Origin of the sequence: Bradyrhizobium sp. CCGUVB1N3 (assembly GCF_024199925.1) — a bacterium.
GTDB lineage: Bacteria > Pseudomonadota > Alphaproteobacteria > Rhizobiales > Xanthobacteraceae > Bradyrhizobium.
This window is the reverse complement of the sequence record NZ_JANADR010000001.1, coordinates 8,905,121-8,921,899: the sequence shown is the minus strand read 5'-3', so window position 1 is coordinate 8,921,899 and position 16,779 is coordinate 8,905,121. Positions and strand designations below refer to the sequence as shown.

Below are 16,779 nucleotides of genomic sequence, written 5' to 3'. Positions count from 1 at the left end.
CCTTGGTGGCTTGCTCGTAAGGACTGTTCTCTCGTCACAAATCGTGTCGCCGAGCACACATCAGCGGCTTCGCCGTCTGCCGCTCTCGTAGACGACCATCCCTGCGGCAGCATCAAGGTCGGTCTCGGTCGCCTCGGTGAGCCGCGCCATCATCATGTAGAAGCCGATCGTGAGGATCGATTCGACGATTTCCTGCTCACCGAAATGCTTGCGCATGATCGCAAACGTTTCGTCGGAGACGCGCACGATCTCGATGGCTTCCCGCCCGAAGGCCAATAGCGCCCGTTCCGCTTCATCGAACGCGGATCCGTCGTATTTTCCGCTTTCGATGCAATCAATCTGCCGCTGCGTAACGCCGACGCCGAGTGCAATCGGCACGTGCTGACGCCATTCATAGGCGCCACCTTCCCACTGCGCGACCAGGAGAATCAACAGTTCACGATTGACGTGGCTGAGCTTCTGGCGATGCAAGATGGAGTTGGCAAACCGCATGGCCGGAATGAAGTTGGTCTCGGCGTGCGCCAGCATTCGAAAGATGTTCAGCTTGACAGGCATCCTGTCGAAGGACGCGCGCACGTCTCCGCTTGTTGCGTCAGGATCAATCAAGGGCAGTCTTGCCATTCAGGTCTCCTCTGCGTTTCGCCGGTGCTGCCTCGTCAGGCATTCGTCAGGACGATCTTCCCGAAATGCTCATTGCGCGCCATGCGCTCGAACGCGTGCGATGCTTCCTCAAGCCGAAAGACCTGATCGATCGGCAACTGCAAGGCGCCCGAGGTCAGCGCAGGCCCAAGAGCGCGCGTCGCTCGCTCGACGATCTGCCCAACCTGGCCGGCGGTGCGGGTGCGGAAGGTGACGCCGACATAGGTGATGCGGCGCATGGAGTGCAGATCGAAGTCGACTTCACCGCTGTTTCCAGCCAACCGGCCGACATTGACGATACGGCCGCCAATCCTGGTTGCCTGCAAATTTCCGTTCATCAGAGGTCCAGCGACGAAGTCGATCAGGAGATCGACTCCCTTTCCGCCCGTGGCCTCCAGCACTTGGGCCACCCAGTCCGGCGCGCGCGAGTCGACGGCGAGATCAGCCCCAAACTCCTCAAGCCGCGCGCGCCGCAGCGCCGACGTGGAGGTGCCGATGACCAATCCCGCTCTCAGATATTTGGCGACTTGCAAGCCCATCAGGCCGACTCCGGAGCTGGCACCCTGGATCAGGACGGCCTGGCCGGCTTCGAACATGCCGTTGGTGACGATCGCATCGTGCATCGTCTGCAACGCCACCGGCAACGCAGACGCCTGCTCGAAGGACAGGTCCTTTGGTACGGCATAGATTCGACTTGCATGCGGGGCGGCGTATTCGGCGAAGGCCCCGCCCCCGCCGGCCATGACACGGTCACCGACGCGCCAGGCCTTCACTGCTTTCCCGACTTCAACCACCTCGCCTGCCAATTCCAAGCCGAGAGCAGAGCCCATGCCTCCGACACGGCCATGGGCAGCGCCCTTGAGCATCGCAAGATCGGCGCGGTTCAGCGAACTCGCCTTCACCTGTACCAGAACCTCCTCAGGTCCCGGGATTGGCCGCGGAATGTCTCTCAGGACCGGGCCGTCGGCGCTCGAAACAATGGCGCGCATGAACTGAGATGCTCCTGCTGGTTGATGGTCGTAGCTTTCCGACCGGGGGCGGGCCGGCCGGATATCGGTCGCCGAACGTTCAGCGCGGCTTGATCTCGCGGATCGGATCGGAGCCGTCCCAGTCCATGGCGGCTTTCCTAATGCGCTCGAAGAACCGTCCTTTGGGACCGTTGGTGTCGGAAATCTCGATGATAGTGGCGGCGGGAGATGGCGGGTCGAAGTAGCAGAAGCGGCCTTGTTCCCCGCCAATCCGGCCTTCGTGCCCCACTCTGTAACCGAGAGACAGTGCGCGATCGTAGAGCGCCTGATAGTCCGCGGGCCAATACGCCACGTGCTGCAGCCCCTCGCGGCCGGAGTCCAGAAACTCCTTGTACATCGACGGCGCGTCGTTGGTCTGTTGAATCAGCTCGATTTGCACATCGCCGGAATTTGCAATCGCGGCGCTCATCGTCATGTCGGAATCCTCGCCACGGTGCCGGAAGTAGTCCGTCTTCACGCGTTCGATGTAGAACCAGGGCCCGACGCCCGCACTGATCCAGTGGTCCATTGCGGCGCGGATATCCCGCACCACGTATCCGTTCTGGCGGATGGCACCGAAGATACGGCTCAATATGACCTCCTATCCCTGTTCCTTCGGCAACATCCACCCGCACCGTGCGAGCGTTGTGCCATCGCCTTGTTGGACTGTTGCCGCTTATTGCGAATTCTCGAGGCGGGCTTCGCCGGTGATGACATCGCCGATCAGATGCCAGTTCTCGCCTTCGAACCTCATCAGCTGTTCCTGCTCGACCGGAAAGAAATCGTCGGGACTGGTGTTGACCTTGATACCTGGCAGCAACAGGCCGAGCTCAAAATCCTTGAGGCTGGCGGCCTGCTTCATGACATTCTCGCGCGTCAGGCGGTCGCCGCTCATCTTCAATACCTGCACGAGGCTTTGCGCCGCCATCATGCCGTAGGCGACGTTGCTGTCGATCCGGTCCGCGGCGGGATACCATTGCTGCAGGAACGTATCGTATTCCTTCACCCCGGGATCGTCCTTCCATTGCAGATCGGTTACGTCCTTAAGGAAACTGACGGACATCACGCCTTGTGCGTTCTCGAATCCAGCCGGCTTGATCGTGCTGCCGATCGACGAACTGGTACTGCTGATGAAGTGCATTGGCGTCCAGTTCAGTTCCTTCACCTTCTTCAAGCTCTGCGCGGTGAATTTCGGCGACGCCATGCAGACATAGACGTCGGCGCCGCTGGCTTTCAGGCTCGCAACACGACCGTCGATCGTTGGGTCAGTGAGCTCGAACGTTTCAGACGCAACGATCATCGAAGCCTTGTCGCCAAGGCCGTCCTTCAGTCCCTTCAGCAGATCCTTGCCGAAGTCGTCATTCTGGTAGAGGACGGCGATCTTGCCGTTCGGCCTGTTGTCCAGGATGTGCCTGGCGTAAACGCGTCCTTCGGTCTGATAGGTTGGCCGCCAGCCCATCGTCCACGGAAACCTCTTCGGATCACCCCATTTGACCGCGCCGCTGGCGACAAACAGTAGCGGCACCTTCTTGCCGTTCATGTACTTGTGGATCGCCGAACTCTGGGCTGTGCCGAGCGGGCCGAACAGCAGGAACACCTCGTCGCTCTCGACCAGCTTGCGCGCCTGCTCCACCGTTTTCGGCGGGCTTCCGCTATCGTCATAGCTGATGAAGTTGATCTTGCGGCCGTTGATGCCACCCTCGGCGTTGATCTTGCTGAAGTAGGCCGCCTCAACCTTGCCAATCACGCCATAGGCCGAAACCGGCCCGCTATACGGCATAATGTTGCCGATCCTGATCTCAGTGTCGGATACGCCGGGATCGTACTTCTTCTCTGCTGCCGATGGCGTTGCAGGCCATAGCGCAGTCAGCAGCAGCGAGCAGCTTGATGCAAGACGGACAACGCGACCTGCCATCGCCAGCCTCCAGTTGTCGTTTCCTCGTTTTCACAGCCCTACACCACTCTGGAAACGTTTTCAATATCGCAACATTATTTTCATTAACATATTTATGTTACTAGATTATATGTAAAATAACGATATTCAATAGTTGCGATTTCCATGTCGGACGACGAAGCTGCGTCGACTTGGCGTCGTCGGAAAGTTTTTGCAGAATCGAGCGGGATGAGGTGCAAGACGTACAGATGTCCAGGGCTCAGAGAACCTCGCCGGCGCGACCGACCATCCGTGATGTAGCGGCGGAGGCCGGCGTGTCGGTCAGTAGCGTTAGCCGGGTGCTCAATGGCGGTCCTCATATCAGCCCCGAATTGCACACCCGCATCATGCGCGTCGTCAGCCGTTTGGGGTTCGAACCCCACTCGGCGGCGCAGGCGCTACGTTCGCGAGCCACCAACACGGTCGGCTGCATGGTGTCCGACCTCTCCAATCCGCTCTACAGCGACATGGTCAACGCTGCCGAGGAGGAACTCCAGCGCGCCGGCTACGTGCTGATGCTCGGCGCCACGCGGCACGAAGAGGCGCGCGAAACGGCATTCGTGTCGGCCGTTCGCAGGCGACGAATGGATGGATTGCTGCTGTTCGCTGGCGACAATTCACACAAGGATTTCAACGCCGCGCTTGCAACGCTCGATATGCCATGCGTCGGGATTGATCGCGACGTGCCGGGCGCCCCTGGCGTGCGCGCCGATCATCGGGGCGGCGGCCTCGAGGTGACGCGCTACCTGATCGGCCTCGGTCATCGTCGTATCGCGCTGCTGACGGCGCCTGCGACATTGCTGCCGAGCACGGAGCGCCTCGCCGGCTATCGGCAGGCCCACGCCGAAGCAGGGCTCGAGGTCGATCCCGATTTGGTCCGGCCGCAAACACACGGATCCAGCATCGCATTCAGCGATGTCTGCCAGTTGCTGCAAAGCCCAAACCGCCCCACCGCGATCATAACGCTGGGGACCCACATGCTTGCCGGCGTCATGGAGGCCTTGGCGTCGAATGCCATTCGGTATCCCCACGATATCTCGCTCGTCTGTGTCGGTGACACGGACCTCGCGCGGCACGCGACGCCCGCGATCAGTTCGTTGACATGGGATTTGAACGAAATGGGCCGGACAGCGGCGAAAATCCTGCTGGCCAAAATACGTGACGGCGATAAGGCTCCCGACGTGAGGCCAATCCATCTGCCGACCAGATTCTTGCTTCGGCACTCGTGCGCCGAGCCGCCTTCGCTGTAAGGCGTGACGTGCCAGCGAGTTTACCGGAGGAGTTGACGCAAACTCCGCCATGACGTGAGCGCGAGTGGCTGCTCAAGTATGGATCACAGGCGTGGGACTATCGGAGCCTTCCCATTTGCGACAATCATTTTCCTCAGGAGTCTGACACAGCCTATCGACGCGGCAAAGGCGCACGACTGAAGCGCGCGCATCACAGCCGGCATCCGAGGCGAATGAGCTCGAACTGCATCGACCGGAGCTCCCGCGCCTCGCACCTCCGACGCCGAAACAGCCTCTCGGCGAACATGCCGTACTGGAAACGGTAGATGAGCCTAATCATCTATATTCCCTCAATCTTCAAGCATCGCTGCCAGCGACAGCTCGACAGTTGCGGCTCAACCGGCCCCTCGCAGGCTTTGTCCTTCGACTGAGCCGCGCAGAGGAGCCCTAAGCCGCAATCCGCACCGGCAGGGCGGAGTAACCGTGCACGAAGTTCGACGCAACCCGCTCGTTTCTCCCAGCTGTCGATCTCGTGACCTGGTTGCGGAATCGTGGTGGCCACGTCGGACCAGTAGGTCAGCAACCGCCGATCCTCAAACGGAAAATCGAACAGGGTGGCCAGCATCTGCGTCGTCAACTCGATTGAGACCTTGTCGACCCAGTTGAACGTCTCGTTGCGCGGCAGACTGTCGAGAATCGCGTTGACGCGGGTGCGGATCAGGCCTTCGAGATTGGCGAGGTTAGCCGGCGCCACAATCGGACTGACAGTCTTGCGTTGCTCGTCGTGCTTTGGAGGATCCATCGCAATGAACATCGGATTGCGATCCTCCACCCTCCGGTTGACGATGGTGATGCCGCCCGCCTCCGACGAGAACACCTTGTGGTTCGTGTCCACCGCCATGATGTCGCGGTATTTTGTTATCGACCAGTACGGACCGAACATGCTGTCATTGCAGTAGTGAACAGGATCTTCCTTCCGCAAGCGCTCGAAGTAAGGCCAGATCGTATCATCCTGGAAGCGACTGGCCTCGCTCACGTCGAGTCGATCCAGCGGGATAGCATAGGCGTCGTCGCGTACTCGCTCTGCCGTCATGGTATTCATGGTCTTCTCCCTGGGTCGCTTGCGATTGTCAGTGCTGGCCTTCGGGCATCCGCACCAGCAGGCCGTCCAGCGCTTCCGTCATCCGAACCTGGCAAGCAAGTCTCGAATTTGGTTCTGCCGCCGAAGCGAAGCTCAAGAGCTCCTCCTCCGTCGACGTCCGTTCGCCGGTCTTCGAAAGCCACGCGGGATCGACATAGACGTGACAGGTCGCGCATGCGCATGCCCCGTCACAGTCGCCATCGATTCCCGGCACGCCATTGTCGACGGCGGCCCGCATCACGCTGGTGCCGGCCGGGACCTCGATCTGGTGCTCACGTCCACTGAACTCGATGAAATTGATCATCGGCATGATGTCCCTCCCTTTTATTGTGCGTTCGTTTCGAAGTGACTTGGCTATGGCCAGACGTCTGCTTCGCGCTTTGTCGCGCAACCTAGATTGAGCGGCCCCGGCGTGGTTTGCTATTTGGGACGCGCACTTTGCATTTTGGGACATTTGAGAATAGGATGGTCAGGAGCGGACCAAACAGAGCTTCAGGCAGTGCCCTATCCGGCCAATCTCTTTCGCGCCGCAATGTTGACCGGCTACGCCGACATCGCCCAATCGCTTGGGCTTGATGCGCCCCGATTGATAAGGCGGTTTGGATTGGGCGGGTTGGACCTGTCTGACGCGAATCTGTTGATTCCTGCCACTTCTGCAGTGGAGCTACTGGAACATTCGGCAATCGCCACGGGTGTGGAGGATTTCGGCCTGCGGATGGCGGCGAAACGCACGCTGGCACATCTCGGGCCCATTGGCGTGGTCGCCCGCGAAGAGCCGACTCTTCGCCACGCCGTCAAACTGTTCGAGCGACACTTCCGGCTCTATTCGGAAACACTGATACTCGCCTTCGAAGACCACGGTGACATCGCCAGCCTTCGCCTGCAACTCATGTTGACCTGCAAGGGAAGCGTACGACAGGCGATCGAGCTGATCGTGGGCACGGCATTCCGGACGATAAGAGCGCTTGCCGGGGATGCCTGGACGCCGGACGCGATCAGCTTCTCACATCCACCGCCACAAGGCCGGACCATTCACAGCCAGTTCTTCAAGAGCCGTCCTTACTTCAACAACGACTTTGACGGGATTACTCTGCGATCCAGCGACCTCAATGCTCCGATTTCGACTGCAGACCCCGTGATGGCGCATTACGTACGCCGCTATCTCGACGGCATGATCGCTCAGCCGATCGTCACGATCGATGCGACGGTCCGGCAACTTGTGTACGCCTTGCTGCCTTCCGGGCGCTGTACGAGCGACTTGCTCGCCCACCACCTCGGAATCGATCGACGTACGCTAAACCGACGGCTGGCGTCACGCGATGAAACTTTTTCCAGCATCGTCAATAAGGTGCGCGTCGAACTAGCGCGACGTCACATCAAGGTCGAGCGCAGATCTCTCACCGAGACCGCACAGTTGCTGGGCTTCTCCGGCCTGCCGACATTCTCACGCTGGTTTCAACAGCAATTTGGCATAAGCGCGTCGGCGTGGCGCAAGGCTGGATCAGCCGATGAGGCGCGACCGCTGCCGGTAGGCTCGACGGCCTTACGCACGAACAAATCACCGAGGCGAGCTCCGTCGCCCATGAATCGCGCGCGGCCATGAAGACACGTGCATCTCGCGTCGAGCACAGGACGGACGCTGCTTGTCAATTGCGAACACGACAGCGAAGCGATTTCGTCGGGGGTGGTTCGGTGATCGACGCTCCGGCCCGCTCGTCGAACGATGATCAGGCCCCGGTGACCATCGTGAAATCCCCCGAGTCGTCCTGTTGCATCGTCATGTCGAAGCGAAAGCGATCCGGCGGAGCCAAGGCCTTCATGTATTCGAAGGGCTCACCGTTTTGATCAGTCGACACACGCCGCAAGTCCAGCAGTGGCGCGCCGACATGAACCTTAAGCTGCTGGGCGGGGATAGGATCTGATGCCTGCAAGACACTGAGACTTTCCAGCTCGGATCTGGCGAAGTGAAAGCCGGCGACGAGATCACGCTTGTCGCTTCCGGGCCCGAACAGATGAGCGTGAGCGAGATCGACGCCCTGCTCTACCTGCCCGGCCACCCGGCCGCGCGACTGGAGCGCGCGCTGCGCATCCCTGCACTGAGCGCTGGCTGGCACCGCTCGTTCGAGGCGCTGCTGAAACAGGAACGCAAGGATGGTGCGCTGACGGGAAACGCCGGCCTTGGTCCCGCACCCAGCCCGCCTACATGGCGTGGGTTTCGCCCGCTTCGCGTGTCGCGCAAGGAGCGCGAGACCGGCAACGTGATTTCGCTGGTGCTCGAGCCCACCGACGGACAACCTATCGCCGCCACTCTGCCCGGACAATTCGTCGTGTTGCGGCTGGGGCCGACATCTGCCTCTGCGCTGATGCGCAGCTATTCGCTGTCCGGCGAGCCCGGCGCCGCGTCTTATCGGGTGAGCGTCAAACGGGAAGCCCATGGTGCAGCCAGTACATATATTGACGATCAGCTGAAGATTGGCGACATCGTGGAGGTCAGCGCGGCGCGCGGTAGCTTCACGTTGCGGCAAGGCGACACGCCTGTCGTCCTGTTGAGCGCCGGCATTGGAGCGACGCCCGTGCTCGCGATGCTTCACGCATTGGCGACCGAGGTATCGACGCGAGACGTCTGGTGGCTATACGGAACCCGTAGCGGCCAGGAACATCCCTTTGCCGGCGAGGTGCGCAGTCTGCTCGCAGCGCTCCCCCACGGTCACAGCCAGATCTGCTACAGCTCGCCCGATCCCGCGGATCGGCCCAATTTTGATTTCGACACCTGTGGCCGCCTCGACATGCGAGTGCTTGAGCAGCTCAATCTGCCGCGCGATGGTGATTTCTATATTTGCGGACCGACCAGCTTCATGAGCGATCTGTCGGCAGGCCTTGCGGCCTTGGGCGTCGCCAAAGATCGCATCCACACCGAGATATTCGGCGCCGGCCCCGCCAGCACCCCGGGCATCACTGCTCCGCCACGCCGGCCGCCGCATGTACCGGCGGAACCTCCCGGCTCGGGACCCACAGTTTCGTTCGCACGTTCCGGCCTCAATGTCTGTTGGGGATCATCCTTCCACCACACCGGGAAACACCGCAAACTCTCCGAGCTGCAGGGGGAGGATCCGATGGTGGTCGCACTCGGCCGGGGCGGCTACTGTCCAAAGGATCGTCGTCAGGCCGAGGAGCTGCTGCAGCTCCATCGCGAGATGGAGGTAGGCTATTGCCGACTGGTCACGATCACGACCGACAACATCAGCCAGACGAATGAATATCGGAGCGGTGTGGGGGCGCACTGGCCCTTTCTCTCCGATCCACGACGTATCGTTCAGAAGGACCTCGATATCGCGGAGTATACCGACTCAGTCCACAATCCGATGATTCCACACGTCATCGTGCTGGAGCCGGGCCTCATCATTTACAAGATCTACAATGGCTACTGGTTCTTTGGACGCCCCACGATGGAGGAACTTCGCCAGGATCTGCGCGCTGTGAGCAGAAAATGTCGACCGGACTGGGACATTACAGCCCCCGAACTGAGAGCCGCCTGGCAGCAAGGCCGCCAGGGGCTTTTCTATCCGTACGGCAAGACCTATGGGCAAGGCAGCAATTAGGGTCTCCTTCGATGCAGAAGCACTGATGGAGAGCCTCAGGCTCACTCGGCGAATGGTGACGAAGCAAACGTTCGTACCAAATGATCAATGAAGGCGCGCACGCGATTGGATACACGGCCTCCGCCAACATAAACCGCATGCATCATCTCCAAGTCGCCGGGATTGTACTTCTCAAGCAGTGGCTTCAACGCACCCGACTTGATTTCCGCGGCCACGTGCCAGTAGCCGACCCGGCCGATGCCAACGCCCGCGAGCATCATTTGCTTCATCGTCTCCCCGTTGTTGACTTGCAGCGGTCCAGCGATCGATTGCTCGATGTCCTGGCCGCGCACGCGAAAAGGCCAGCCCACGCGAGAGCGCCGGAAGTTGAAGGTCAGGCAGTCGTGCCCGCGAAGCTCCTCAGGTTTTTCCGGCGTTCCCTTTCTTTTGAGGTAGGCGGGGGAAGCGCACACGACGCGCCGGCTGTGGCCAAGTCTGCGGGCCAACAAGGCAGTGTCCGGTAAACTGCCCATACGGATCGCAACGTCCGCCTTCTGCGCCAGCAGGTCGACGACGTCATCCGTGACACTGAAGTCGATGAAAATGTCGGGATGCGCTGTCAGGAACGTCGCAATGGCCGATTTCCCGAATATTGCGCCAAAGGGGATCGAGGCATTGACGCGCAGGCGCCCTTTCACGGCGCCCGCCGCCGCAGCCTCTTCCGCTTCGTTCAGTTGCTGGATGATGTGTTGTCCGGCCCTGTAATAGGCCTCTCCTTCCGCTGTAAGGCTTAGCGCGCGTGTGGTTCGCGTCAGAAGTCGCGCGCCAACACGCTCCTCTAGGCGTGTGACGAGTTTGCTCACCGCTGACTGCGTTAAGCTGAGCGTGCGACCCGCAGCGGAAAATCCCCCCTCCTGCACAACCCGCAGGAAGGCTTCCATTTCCCCCGAACGGTCCATCACGATGCGCTGCATACAGTCCTCCCTGTCATAAGTATTATGAACATTTTAGGAATAGTTGGATCGGCGAACAAGGCTCATGTTGGGCGCGCAGGAAGAGGGAGGATCGACTATGGGACTGAAATACAGGGCCAACGCGTTGCTGGCTGGAGGGGGATTGCTGGCCGGCGCGCTGTTTCAGCCGGCGGTCGCGGCGAACGACATCGTCCTCAAGAATCGCGAGGATATGAAGTGGGAAAAGATGTTGCCCGAACTCGGTGCGGATTCGCCCGTCTACACGATCTTGCGGGTCGATCCGGGCAGCAAGGCCACGACGCTCATGATCGAGTTCCCGAAGGCCATGCATATTCCAAAGCACACGCATGAGAAGAGTGAGACGCACATCATCCTGGGCGGGGCGCACCTCTTCGAGCATGGCGGCCAGCAATACGACGTGAAAGAGCATGGGTACATCTACATGCCTGGCAAGTTCGAGCACGAGGCGTGGGTACCGGCAGGCTCCAAGGCCGTGATCATCCTCGAGGATGGCTGGAAGGTTGATTGGCTCGACGGCGGCCCAACGGCAAAAGATGTCGGCAAGGGCGCGCCCGTCCGCTGACGAGAGGAACCTTCCATGGATTTGAAGCGAGTCCGCGTTCCGCGGCAACCAACGGCGCGGCCCTGCGTGTCGAGGGCGGCTTGGTCACCATCATCAGCTAGTTCAGCCACGCTTAGGAAAGCACCATGACGTCACCATCGCCCTTGGGCATTCTCGCCATCACCACCGCCGCCCCCGACAAGCACGGCGCGCTTCGTGCTGCGCAGGAGAAACTGGTCGCCGAAACCGTGAAGGAGCCGGGCTGCATTCGCTACGCGTTGCACCAATCGCTCGAAGACCCTCACGTTCTGGTGTTTGTAGAGACATGGGAGGGTGAGGCGCTCTGGCGTGCCCACATGAGCGGGCCGGCCATGCAACGTTTCCAGGCAAGCGGCGCCAGCGAATTCATCCAGGATTTTGCCTTGCACCGCCTCGCTGTCGTCGCCGACGGCCGTATCTGACACGGCAGGCGAGCGCTGATACCACGCAATGCCACGACGACGAGCGGATGGCCCTCGCATTGAGCAACGGCCGATCGTTCCCGATCATGTCGCAAAACCGAAGAAGGCCCTCGCCATGTCCAAGCGAAGTGTAGCGCATAGCAGCCCGACAAGGCTGCTGGTGGTGCTTCGCACCGTCGCCCGTATCGGACGCAGCCTGAACCGTTGGATCACGCGATGTGATCCGGCGCTGGCTCCAACGACCTTCATCGCAATGGCTTTCTTAGCCGTACTTGCCAACACCGGAGCGCAGGCGCAAAGCACGTTCTACACGGCAAGTCTCGATGAACTCCCTGGGGCACCAGGGAGCGTGATTCGCTACGAACCGCTTCCAGGCGCTCCGGTTGATGCTTCCGCCTACCGGGTTCTCTACCGCTCCACCGGGCTGCAGGGCGAACCGATCGCGGTGTCCGGCGTCGTCATCATTCCGGCAGGAGAGGCGCCGCCCGACGGACCACCGATCGTCGCCTGGGCCCACCCGACGTCCGGCCTCATCCCCCGTTGCGCCCCATCACTCGCGATATTCCTGTTCCAGCAGATTCAGGGCTCTCGCGAGATGCTGGAGCGAGGCTATGTCATCGCGGCGACCGACTATCCGGGGCTCGGCACACCGGGCCCACATCCGTATTTGGTCGGCCTGAGCGAGGGCCGCGCCGTCCTCGATTCCATCAGGGCGGCCCGCGCGATCGTCGGCCCGGGCGCCGGGCGCCGCGTTGCATTGTGGGGCCATTCGCAGGGCGGACAGGCGGTCCTGTATGCCGGTCTGCTTGCCGGCAAATATGCACCCGAACTCGAGATTGCGGGCCTCGCCGCAGCGGCTCCGGCGACCGAACTCGGCAGGCTCATAGAGAATGATCTCGCCACGTCTGGCGGCAAAGATCTTCTCGCGATGACGCTATGGTCATGGTCCCGTGTGTTCAACGTGCCGATCGACACGATCGTCGACCCTTCCGCAATACCGGTTATGAACCGCCTGGCGAACGAATGCATCGAATCGCCCATTGATATTTTTCCCCGACAGGCAGTGGGCAGAGAGCTCCAGAGGCGATTTTTGTCGGTCGACAACCTCATGAACCTCGAGCCTTGGGGCACACTGCTTGCGGAAAACACCATCGGCACGATGCCCCCGGAGATCCCGGTTTTTCTCGCTCAGGGAACGGCCGATAACACCATCACGCCGGCCGTTACAGCCGAGTACAAGAATAAGCTCTGTGCCGCCGGCAGTCGTGTGAGGTTCGTTTGGCTTCCCGGCGTCGGTCACGGCCTCGCGGGGCGCGACAGCGCTGATGCCGCAGTGGCTTGGATGGCCGACCGCTTTGCCGGAGTGCCGTCCCCCAACGATTGCCAGACACCGTAGTTGCGGCCATCGCGCTGGAATGCGCGCGATCGAACAAACTCAGCAGACAAGCGAGGCGATCCAATGAAACGGCGTGAATTTCTCTCAGCGAGCCTGTTGGCCGTTACCACCGCAACCGTCCCCCACGTCGCCGTTGCGCAATCGGCCTTCGCGCCTTCGCAGACCTACCCCGTAGGCGACTTCATTCTGGGACGCACGCGAAGCGGACTTCAGGTGACCCACAAGTCGCGGCCCGATCACGTTATCTGGGAGACCCCATCCGACGGCGAATTCATTGTCGCGGAGAGAGCCACTGCCGATATCCGGTCATTCGGAACGCCAGAGGGCTCGTTCGAGATCTATGACACCGTGTCGGCCTCCTACGAGAAGCCAACCATCGACGCGGTCGTGCTCACGGGTGCGGCGGTGCGCGTCACCGGACGTTTGACCGGCACCACGGGCAAACTCGGCTATCAACTCACCTTCGAGGCAGTGTCGTCGGCGCACCTCCGCTTTGTCCTCACCGCCGTCGGCCCGAACGCTTCCGCGATCAACCGCATGCGCTTGCTGGTTGGCTCTACCGCGGACGAAGCTCTCTTCGGTTTCGGCCAGCAACTCACCTATTTCAACCAGAAGGGCCACGTCCTGCCGATGCTTGTGCAGGAACACGGCGTCGGCCGCGGCCAGCCGATCATTACACAACTTGTCGATCTCATCGGCGATCGTGGCGGTGGAACGCCCTACACTACCGAATGCCCGGCCCCGCACTTCATCTCCAGCCGGCTGCGCTCGATGTTCCTCGAGAACCTCGAATACAGCGTCTTCGACCTTCGCCCCGTCGATCGCATCGACATCAAGGTGTGGTCGCCGGTGATGACCGGACGCATCCTGTACGGCAGCACCCCGCTCGATTTGATAGAGGCTTATACGCAGTACGCAGGGCGCATGCGCGCCCTCCCGGACTGGATTCACAATGGCATTGTTGTTTCGGTTCAGGGTGGGACCGAGATCGTCCGCAGCAAGCTTCAGGCCCTCAACAAAGCCGACATTCCGCTCGCCGGACTATGGATCCAGGACTGGACCGGCGTCCGCGTCACCAATGTCGGCAAGCAGCTTTGGTGGGACTGGAAGCTCGATGAAAATTACTATCCGGGCTGGTCAAGACTCGTCGATGACCTCGCAACGCAAGGGGCTCGTATGCTGACCTACATCAACCCGTTCCTCTCCGTCGAGGCCGGTCACGACAGCCTGTTCGAGCACGCCAAGGCTAACGGTTATCTTGTCGAGAACACCGACGGCACCCCGTTTCTCAACAAGAATACGAACTTCTCCGCTGCGCTCGTCGATCTCAGCAACCCCGACGCGCGCACCTGGATCAAGTCGATCATAAAGACCGAGATGATCGACAAAGCCGGATCGTCCGGCTGGATGCACGATTTCGGCGAGGCCATGCCGTTCATCGGAAAGCTCCATGGCGGCGCCGATCCAGCCGTCTGGCACAACCGCTATCCGGAAGAGTGGGCCCGCGTTGCCCGTGAGGCCATTGAGGAAGCAAACCGAGGCGACGACATTGTGTTCTTCGATCGCTCGGGCTTTACCAAAAGTCCCGGCGTAGCGACGCTGTTCTGGCTAGGCGACCAGATCCAGAATTGGAGCGAGTTTGACGGCATCAAGAGCGCCATTGTTGGCCTCCTCTCCGGCGGAATGTCCGGCTTCAGCCTCCTGCACAGCGACACTGGCGGCTACAATGCCTTCGGCCTGAAACTTGGCGAAGAAACGATGCCAATTGTTGCCCGGACGCCGGAACTTTTCATGCGCTGGATCGAGCTCAACGCATTCACGGCCGTATTCCGCACCCACGAAGGCCTCAACCCGGCAATCGCCGCGCAGTTTGACACCAACGCCGACACCATCGCCCACACGCGGCGCTTCAGTAGAATCTATAAGGGCCTTGCCGCGTACCGTAAGGGACTCGTCGCCGATGCTGCCGCCAAAGGCCATCCCGTCGTGCGCCCTCTCTTCCTTCACTATCCCAACGATCCCAACACTCACATGGTTCGCTATCAGTTCCTGCTGGGACCGGATCTCATGGTCGCGCCGGTCGTCGAGAAGGGCGCGGAAACAGTTGACGCATATTTCCCGGGGGGCACCACTTGGATTGATCTGTGGACCGGTGAGGATGCGGGCGGGCCTGGGAAATGGACGACGGTTCCCGCGCGGCTCGGTAAGCCGGCGGTGTTTCTGAGAAAGGGCGCGGCGGCGAGCCAAGCGATAGTCGACGGCCTGAAGGCGACCGGAGTGCTCTAGCGGACTTGCTGCGCTGGCGCCGGCTCGACTCCTCCCAGCCAGCCGCACATGCGTTCAGCGGTTTCAGCGGCCGCATGGCAATGCGCAAGCTTTGGACAGCAATTGAACACGAAGGACCGAGGTAAGGATCATGAACACCAATTCAACATTGCACACTGAGCGCCGCGTCATGGTTCGCGTAGGTCTTGCCGCACTTGGCCTTATTGCGCTTTGCTCGACCGCGTCAGCTGCGGACAAACCGCCTTTGGCGCCCGACACCGTAGCGCCTTTCAGCACAGAGTCGCGGATTTCGGCGGCCATCGAATTTGGCCTGCCGGCGCTGGCGGCCGACGTTGAGAAGAATATCCCGCGGCGGCTCGCCACCATCGATGAGCGCGTTAGCTGCGTGCATCGGCGGATCCTCTTCTTCAGGGTCAATGCCAATTGCGATGTTTACGGCTTCGTCGATCGCTCCGGACCCGTCTCGCTCTATGGTCGCGGCGACCGCGTCTACGGCTCGGTGCCGATCTATGGCGCGCTCGAAGGCCAGGGCGCCAACCGCTTTACTGCGCGTATCCATGGCGAGACCGAAGCCAGCGCTACGGTCGAAGCCGAGGCGCGCCCAGAGCTGAGCTACGACTGGACGCTTGCGTTGAATTTCAGCGACGGCTTCCGCTGGAGCGAGCCGCCTCTGCTGCACGTGATGGGCCGCGAGATACCGCTTTCGAAATATGCCGAGCCGCGGATCCGCGCGCAGCTTGTCGATGTCAGAGAGCGCGCGCTCACTGCTGTCCGGCGCCTGAATCTGCACGAGAAGGCCGGGACGGCCTGGCGGCATGCGTTCGACCCGGTCCAGCTCTCTGAAAATCCGGAAATCTGGCTGCAACTGACGCCTCGAGATGCAGCCTTTGCGGGCGTGCGCGCCGACTCCAAGATACTGCGCGGTTCGCTTGAGTTCTCCGGCTCGGCTGAAACCGTGGTCGGGCAGCATCCTGCGGCCGTGACGCCAGCCCCCTTGCCGTCACTCGGCCATGATGTCAACCAACCCGGCGAGTTCGATGTCATTCTTCCGATCCGCATCGGCTATGACGTTCTCAAGGACAAAATCACGCAGGCGATTGCCGCGATGGCGCCGGCTGCAGGTCTGTCCGTCCCTGACGTCGAGGTATATCCGTCGTCAGGCAAGCTTGTGGTCGGCCTGCGCGTTGGGAAAGCATCCGACACGGATCCGAACGCCTGGCAATGGACTTACCTCGCGGGGGCCCTCGAGGTGGACGCCGCTGACCACGCCGTTCGGCTTTCGGATCTAAGCGCCGCGTCCGATGGTGAGGGATTGGCGGCCGCGGTTGTTCCAATCGTGAGCCAGTTGCGCGATAGGATGAGCATCGACTATGGCATGGCCTATGAGAACCTTCTCAACGCCGCTAACGCCAGGCTCAACCGGCCGCTGAAAGATGGCTTTCGCATGGAAGGACATCTCTCCTCCGCGAAGCTCAAGAAGATGTATCTGCCGGCCGACGGCATCGAGATCGCGCTCCGCGCCAGCGGTGACCTCAAGATCCTGTATGGAATGTGAACCATTGACAGGACTACT

Annotated in this window: 14 protein-coding genes and 3 pseudogenes; 9 read left to right on the top strand and 8 right to left on the bottom strand. The window is 61.0% G+C overall.

Annotated features, from left to right (window positions below; translation table 11 throughout):
* Positions 1 to 60: 60 nt before the first annotated feature.
* The 4 genes from NLM33_RS42140 to NLM33_RS42125 form a co-directional block, all read right to left on the bottom strand.
* The gene (locus NLM33_RS42140) at positions 61 to 621 is read right to left on the bottom strand and encodes a carboxymuconolactone decarboxylase family protein (protein WP_254104293.1); all 561 of its coding nucleotides are present in this window, start codon (positions 619 to 621) and stop codon (positions 61 to 63) included.
* 35 nt (positions 622 to 656) lie between these two features.
* Positions 657 to 1,628, bottom strand: coding sequence for a zinc-binding dehydrogenase (locus NLM33_RS42135; protein WP_254104292.1), 972 nt, complete (start codon positions 1,626 to 1,628; stop codon positions 657 to 659).
* A gap of 79 nt (positions 1,629 to 1,707) precedes the next feature.
* The gene (locus tag NLM33_RS42130; protein ID WP_254104291.1) at positions 1,708 to 2,238 is read right to left on the bottom strand and encodes a VOC family protein; all 531 of its coding nucleotides are present in this window, start codon (positions 2,236 to 2,238) and stop codon (positions 1,708 to 1,710) included.
* A gap of 84 nt (positions 2,239 to 2,322) precedes the next feature.
* Entirely contained in the window at positions 2,323 to 3,561 is a 1,239-nt protein-coding gene (locus NLM33_RS42125; RefSeq protein ID WP_254104290.1) for an ABC transporter substrate-binding protein, read from the bottom strand.
* Positions 3,562 to 3,731: 170 nt separating this feature from the next.
* Between NLM33_RS42125 and NLM33_RS42120 the strand changes: the two genes are divergently transcribed.
* Entirely contained in the window at positions 3,732 to 4,829 is a 1,098-nt protein-coding gene (locus NLM33_RS42120; protein WP_254104289.1) for a LacI family DNA-binding transcriptional regulator, read from the top strand.
* Between the two features lie 484 nt (positions 4,830 to 5,313).
* Here the strand turns inward: NLM33_RS42120 and NLM33_RS42115 are convergent.
* Both NLM33_RS42115 and NLM33_RS42110 read right to left on the bottom strand, forming a co-directional pair.
* A pseudogene (locus NLM33_RS42115) lies at positions 5,314 to 5,910 on the bottom strand (cytochrome P450); the annotation flags it as partial.
* A 28-nt stretch (positions 5,911 to 5,938) separates the two neighbouring features.
* Positions 5,939 to 6,259, bottom strand: coding sequence for a 2Fe-2S iron-sulfur cluster-binding protein (locus NLM33_RS42110; RefSeq protein WP_254104288.1), 321 nt, complete (start codon positions 6,257 to 6,259; stop codon positions 5,939 to 5,941).
* A 189-nt stretch (positions 6,260 to 6,448) separates the two neighbouring features.
* Here NLM33_RS42110 and NLM33_RS42105 point away from each other — a divergent pair, with 189 nt between their 5' ends.
* The gene (locus tag NLM33_RS42105; protein ID WP_254104287.1) at positions 6,449 to 7,552 is read left to right on the top strand and encodes an AraC family transcriptional regulator; all 1,104 of its coding nucleotides are present in this window, start codon (positions 6,449 to 6,451) and stop codon (positions 7,550 to 7,552) included.
* Between the two features lie 124 nt (positions 7,553 to 7,676).
* Here the strand turns inward: NLM33_RS42105 and NLM33_RS42100 are convergent, their stop codons facing one another.
* Positions 7,677 to 7,880, bottom strand: a complete 204-nt coding sequence (locus tag NLM33_RS42100) for a UTRA domain-containing protein (protein ID WP_254104286.1) — start codon at positions 7,878 to 7,880, stop codon at positions 7,677 to 7,679.
* A gap of 18 nt (positions 7,881 to 7,898) precedes the next feature.
* Here NLM33_RS42100 and NLM33_RS42095 point away from each other — a divergent pair.
* Positions 7,899 to 9,011, top strand: a pseudogene (locus NLM33_RS42095) (3-alpha domain-containing protein); the annotation flags it as partial.
* A 3-nt stretch (positions 9,012 to 9,014) separates the two neighbouring features.
* A pseudogene (locus tag NLM33_RS42090) lies at positions 9,015 to 9,548 on the top strand (redoxin domain-containing protein); the annotation flags it as partial.
* 41 nt (positions 9,549 to 9,589) lie between these two features.
* Here the strand turns inward: NLM33_RS42090 and NLM33_RS42085 are convergent.
* Positions 9,590 to 10,501, bottom strand: a complete 912-nt coding sequence (locus NLM33_RS42085) for a LysR family transcriptional regulator (RefSeq protein WP_254104285.1) — start codon at positions 10,499 to 10,501, stop codon at positions 9,590 to 9,592.
* A gap of 64 nt (positions 10,502 to 10,565) precedes the next feature.
* Here NLM33_RS42085 and NLM33_RS42080 point away from each other — a divergent pair, with 64 nt between their 5' ends.
* From NLM33_RS42080 to NLM33_RS42060, 5 genes are all read left to right on the top strand, one after another.
* Positions 10,566 to 11,084, top strand: a complete 519-nt coding sequence (locus tag NLM33_RS42080) for a cupin domain-containing protein (protein ID WP_254104284.1) — start codon at positions 10,566 to 10,568, stop codon at positions 11,082 to 11,084.
* A gap of 125 nt (positions 11,085 to 11,209) precedes the next feature.
* Complete coding sequence (locus NLM33_RS42075; RefSeq protein WP_254104283.1) at positions 11,210 to 11,524, top strand: putative quinol monooxygenase; 315 nt, start codon at positions 11,210 to 11,212, stop codon at positions 11,522 to 11,524.
* 160 nt (positions 11,525 to 11,684) lie between these two features.
* Entirely contained in the window at positions 11,685 to 12,920 is a 1,236-nt protein-coding gene (locus NLM33_RS42070; RefSeq protein WP_254104282.1) for an alpha/beta fold hydrolase, read from the top strand.
* 63 nt (positions 12,921 to 12,983) lie between these two features.
* Positions 12,984 to 15,206 (top strand): alpha-glucosidase, encoded by a 2,223-nt coding sequence (locus tag NLM33_RS42065; RefSeq protein ID WP_254104281.1) that lies wholly within the window; start codon positions 12,984 to 12,986, stop codon positions 15,204 to 15,206.
* Positions 15,207 to 15,336: 130 nt separating this feature from the next.
* Positions 15,337 to 16,761: a DUF4403 family protein gene (locus NLM33_RS42060; protein ID WP_254104280.1), complete on the top strand. Its 1,425-nt coding sequence runs from the start codon at positions 15,337 to 15,339 to the stop codon at positions 16,759 to 16,761.
* Positions 16,762 to 16,779: the final 18 nt, after the last annotated feature.